Source organism: Oribacterium sp. (genome assembly GCF_057249185.1).
Genome location: NZ_DBHIGR010000155.1, coordinates 1 through 5,305, shown reverse-complemented (window position 1 = coordinate 5,305; position 5,305 = coordinate 1). Strand labels below are relative to the sequence as shown.

General features: G+C 45.5%; 2 protein-coding genes. Both read right to left on the bottom strand.

Annotated elements, in window-relative coordinates; translation table 11 throughout:
• Positions 1-316, bottom strand: a 316-nt coding sequence (gene deoC, locus ACO4PX_RS08375; RefSeq protein ID WP_485572261.1) for a deoxyribose-phosphate aldolase, incomplete at its 3' end; no start/stop codon positions are given.
• A gap of 299 nt (positions 317-615) precedes the next feature.
• Positions 616-5,004, bottom strand: a complete 4,389-nt coding sequence (locus ACO4PX_RS08370) for an acyl-CoA dehydratase activase-related protein (protein WP_485572262.1) — start codon at positions 5,002-5,004, stop codon at positions 616-618.
• Positions 5,005-5,305: the final 301 nt, after the last annotated feature.

Sequence of the window (5,305 nt, the reverse complement as noted above, 5' to 3'; positions counted from 1 at the left end):
CCACGGCTTGAAAATCCCCATCCTTTAAAGCACCGATAGGAAGCACCATATCAATTTCATCAGCCCCGTCTTCCACAGCACATTTGGCTTCAAAGGCTTTAGCTCTTGTAGACATTGCGCCCAAAGGAAATCCGACCACGGAACAAACCTTGACATCACTGCCTGCTAAAGATTTCTTCACCAATGGAACATAAACACTGTTCACACAAACAGAGGCAAAGCCATGCTCCTTAGCCTCTTGACAATAGCGGACCACCACATCCTTCCCCGCCTCCGGCTTTAACATAGTATGATCAATCTTTTTCGCAATATCCATCAAACCCTCCTAATTTATCATTCTTATATGCTCAACAATGTAAGTATACAGTTCATTATAACAAAAAATCAGATAGTGTGAACAATAACACACTACCTGATTTTATAGTTCTGTATAAAGCTTGTTATTTCCTTCTATGTCATCTTGGAATAAGGGGCAATCTGAGCCCGCGGGTACTTGCGAAAAACAAGAGAAACGCAGTTTTTCGCTTAGTATCCCCTGCCGGGCGAAGTTAGCGGGAGCGTGCCCCTGTTTCAAGGTGGCATGGAAGGAAATGCTAAGATATTTATCAGAACTCCCTACGCCTGCTCTCTGATTTTGTTCTGCGCCACCGTCAGCATCAGCTTGATTCTATTCAGCTGGTTTACCTCGGATGCTCCTGCATCATAGTCTACCGCAATAATGTTGGCACCGGGGTTATGGCGCTTTAATTCCTTGATAACACCCTTACCTACGATGTGGTTGGGGAGACAGCCGAAGGGCTGGGTACAAACAATATTATCCACACCCTCGTCAATCAGTTCCAGCATTTCTCCGGTTAAGAACCATCCTTCACCGGTCTGATTTCCTAAGGAAACATACTGTCTTGCCTTATCCGCCAATTCCCGAATATCTCCGGGGGCAGTAAAGTGCTTGGACTTTTCCAGTTCCTTTCTTGCAGTCTTTCGGAAGGATTCCAAAAGGCTAATGGCAATATTACAGAAGGTCTTTCCTTTCCAGGAAGCCCCCAGATTCTCATACTTAAAGTTCTGGTTATAGAAACAGTAGAGTAGGAAGTCCATAAGATCCGGCATTACCGCCTCAGCCCCTTCCTTTTCCAAAAGCTCTACAATATGGTTATTGGCAAGAGGGGAGAACTTTACCAGAATTTCTCCCACAATACCAACCTTTGGCTTCTTTACATTGGTGTTCATGGGCAGGGCATCAAAATCTCTAATAATACCCTTTACGTTTTTTCCAAACTCCAGGAAAGGAATATTTTTCTTGGAAAGACTTTCTTGACAGATCTTCTTCCACTTTTGATGTAAAGCCTCTGCGGAACCCTCCTGCAACTCGTAGGGACGGGTGCTGTAAAGAAGACGCATAAAAAGGTCTCCGTAGACAATTCCCTGCATTGCCTTGGTGAGAAGAGGAATGGTCATAGTAAAGCCGGGGGTAGATTCCATTCCGTTGGCATTTAAGGAAATAACCGGAATCTGTCCCATGCCCGCCTTGTCCAAAGCTCTACGGATAAAGCCGATATAGTTGGAGGCACGACAGCCTCCTCCGGTCTGGGACATAATAACCGCTGTCTTTTCCAAATCATATTTTCCGGAAAGTAAAGCCTCCATAACCTGTCCTACCACAATAATGGAAGGATAGCAGGAGTCGTTGTTTACATACTGCAATCCCGTATCGATGGCGGAACGGTTGTCATTGTCCAAAACCACCAGATTATAGCCCTCGGAACGAATAGCCGGCTCAATCAGCTCGAAGTGAAGAGGGGACATCTGAGGACAGAGGATGGTATAGCCCTCCTGCTTCATATCCTTGGTAAAGAGGGTTCTCTTATAGCTTTCGGAACGAATGGTTCTCTTATAATTCTTTTCTGCTCGAACACGGATAGCCGCAAGGAGGGAACGGATACGAATTCTTGCCGCTCCTAAATTATTTACCTCGTCAATCTTTAATACGGTGAAAATCTTATCGGAGCCGTTCAAGATGTCCTTCGCCTGGTCTACCGTTACCGCATCCAGTCCGCAACCGAAGGAGTTTAACTGGATAAAGTCCAGATTTTCCTGGGTCTTGACAAAGGCAGCGGCCTTATAGAGACGGGAATGATACATCCACTGATCCGTAACAATGATGGGACGTTTTACCTCTGCCAAATGGGAGATGGAGTCCTCCGTTAAAACTGCAAAGTTAAAGGAGGTAATCAGCTCAGGAATACCGTGATGGATTTCAGGATCGGCATGGTAGGGACGACCGGCCAAGACAATTCCTCGATTGCCGGTCTTTTCCATCCACATCAGGGTTTCTTCCCCTTTTTCCTCAATGTCCTTTCGGGACTGTAAAAGCTCTTCCCAAGCCAGATGAGCTGCTTCTCGGATTTCTTTCTCCGTAAAGTTCCATTCTTTAAACTTTTCTCCGATTTTTTCCAGAGTCCAGTCTCCGGCAGGCTTGATGGAGTCCTGAATATCCTTGGGGTGAACAAAGACCTTGCAAAGCTGGTCCGTTAAAATCTTTTCATTGGTGAAGGCCAGGAAGGGCTTCATAAAGAGAATGCTCTTTTCCTCCAGATTCTCCACATTGTTCTTGATATTTTCCGCATAGGAGGTAACCATGGGGCAGTTGTAATGGTTTCCCGCATCCGGTGTTTCATTTCGCTCATAAGGAATACAGGGATAGAAAATGAACTTCTGATCCTTGGCGATTAGCCATTCAATATGTCCGTGTACCAGCTTGGCAGGGTAACATTCGGACTCGGAAGGAATGGATTCGATACCCATTTCATAAAGCTTTTTGTTGGAAGAGGGGGAGAGCACGGTTCTAAAGCCAAGCTCCTTAAAGAAAATGGCCCAGAAGGGGTAATTTTCATACATATTCAGGACACGGGGGATTCCCACCTCTCCACGCTTAGCTTCTTCTATACTTAATGGCTCATAGCCGAAAATTCTCTTAATCTTGTACTTAAAGAGGTTTGGCACTTCGGATTTCGCCTTAGGCTTTCCTGCACCTCTTTCACAACGGTTTCCGGAGATAAAGCTTCGTCCTCCTCCGAAGTTACTGATGGTCAGCACACACTTATTGCTGCAAAGCTGGCAACGGCCCATGGTGGTTTCGTATTCCAGATTTACAATCTTATCTAATGGAAGCATAGTAGTCTTTTTGTAGCCGCTGGCATCCAAAAACTCCTTATCCGCTTCCCCGGCCAGAATTTCATTTTCCAGCTTATCGGTTTCAATGCTGTATCGCTCTCTGGCAATCAGGGCTGCACCGAAGGCACCCATGATACCGGCAATGTCCGGACGGGTTACATTTTGTCCCAGAATCTGCTCTAAGGCTCTGAGAACGGCATTATTATAGAAGGTTCCACCCTGTACCACGATATGCTTACCAAGCTCCTTGGGATTGGTAACCTTAATAACCTTGTATAAAGCATTCTTTACTACGGAGTAGGCAAGACCTGCGGAAATATCCGCTACGGTAGCGCCCTCCTTCTGAGCCTGCTTTACATTGGAATTCATAAATACGGTACAACGGGATCCTAAATCCGTAGGCGTCTTTGCGAACAAAGCCTCCTGAGAGAAGTCAATGACGTTATAGCCTAAGGATTTTGCAAAGGTCTCCAGGAAAGAACCGCAACCGGAGGAGCAGGCTTCATTTAACTGCACATTATCCACGGTGCCGTCCTTAATATGAATACACTTCATATCCTGTCCGCCGATGTCCAAGATACAATCCACATCCGGCTCAAAGAAGGATGCGGCATAGTAGTGGGCAATGGTTTCCACCTCTCCCTCGTCCAGCTGGAAGGCGGACTTTAAGAGAGCTTCTCCGTAACCGGTAGAGCAGGAGTAACTGATCTCCGCACCCTCCGGAAGCTTTTCTTTGATTTCCTTCATGGCTCTGATAGCCGTGGCAATGGGAGAACCTTCATTTCCGGAGTAAAAGGTATAAAGCAGTTCACCCTCTTCGGAAATCAAAGCCACCTTGGTGGTAGTGGAACCTGCATCAATTCCCAGGAAGATTTTTCCCTTATAGTTGGATAAGTCTCCGGTAGGCACCTTGGCCTTATCATGACGAGCAATGAAGCTTTGGTAATCCTCTTCTTTTTCAAAGAGACAGTCCATACGCTTGATTTCACTGTCCATTTCAATGCCGGCACGAAGACTCTTGACCAGGCTTGCCAGAGGAACTTCTTTTGCATTTTCTTCTATACTTAAGGCAGAACCAATGGCGGCAAAGAGATGAGAATTATCCGGATTGATAATGGCATCTCCCTCTAGCTTTAGAGTACGGATAAAACTGTTTCTTAATTCCGACATAAAGTGGAGCGGGCCTCCTAAGAAGGCAACATTTCCGCGGATAGGCTTTCCCTGAGCCAAACCGGAAATAGTCTGATTACATACGGCCTGGAAAATGGAGGCAGCCAAATCTTCTCTGGCAGCGCCTTCATTGATTAAAGGCTGAATATCCGTCTTCGCAAAAACACCGCAGCGGGCTGCGATGGGATAGATCATCTGGAAATTCTTGGCCAATTCATTCAGGCCGGAAGCATCCGTATCCAAAAGAGAAGCCATCTGATCGATAAAGGAACCGGTACCTCCGGCACAGATTCCGTTCATTCTTTGGTCAATACCGCCCTTGAAGTAGATGATCTTCGCATCCTCTCCCCCAAGCTCGATGGCTACATCCGTCTTAGGATAGAACTCCTTTAAGGAATTTGCCACAGCCACAACCTCCTGACAGAAGGGCTGGCCCATGTGCTTAGCCAAACTCAATCCGCCGGAACCGGTGACCATGCAGGTCAGACTGCAATCCCCCAGTTTTTCCTTTGCTTCCTCCAGTAAATCTGCCAATGTTTCCTGTATATTGGCAAAGTGTCTTCGATAGTCTGAAAAAAGAAGGTTCTTCTCTTGATCCATAATGGCGACTTTCACCGTTGTAGAACCGATATCTATTCCCAGTCTATAAGTTCCTGTCATAAATTCACCCATTTCTATACTTTCTAAGCAAGTGTGTAAAAAGTTGCCTTTCTCCCATAGGAAAAAGTTCAAGGACTTACTCTAACACAAAGGAAGGGGGGCAACAATAAAGCCTTTCTAAAAAAATAATAAAAAGAGCTTTGCTTAATAGAATTTTAATAAAAACCATAAGACAATCCTAATTTCATCTTGAAAAAGCCAGGGGAGACAAGTATACTCATGCGGTGCAAGAAGATATCAAAAGACAACAGTGGAAGAGCGGGAGAAAAGAAATTTGCTCAGCTTGAAAGCGAATCAAAGA

What these genes read in the sequence shown, in the direction of transcription:
- ACO4PX_RS08370 (WP_485572262.1), bottom strand. Translation starts at nt 5,004, where the DNA reads ATGACAGGAACTTATAGACTGGGAATAGATATCGGTTCTACAACGGTG.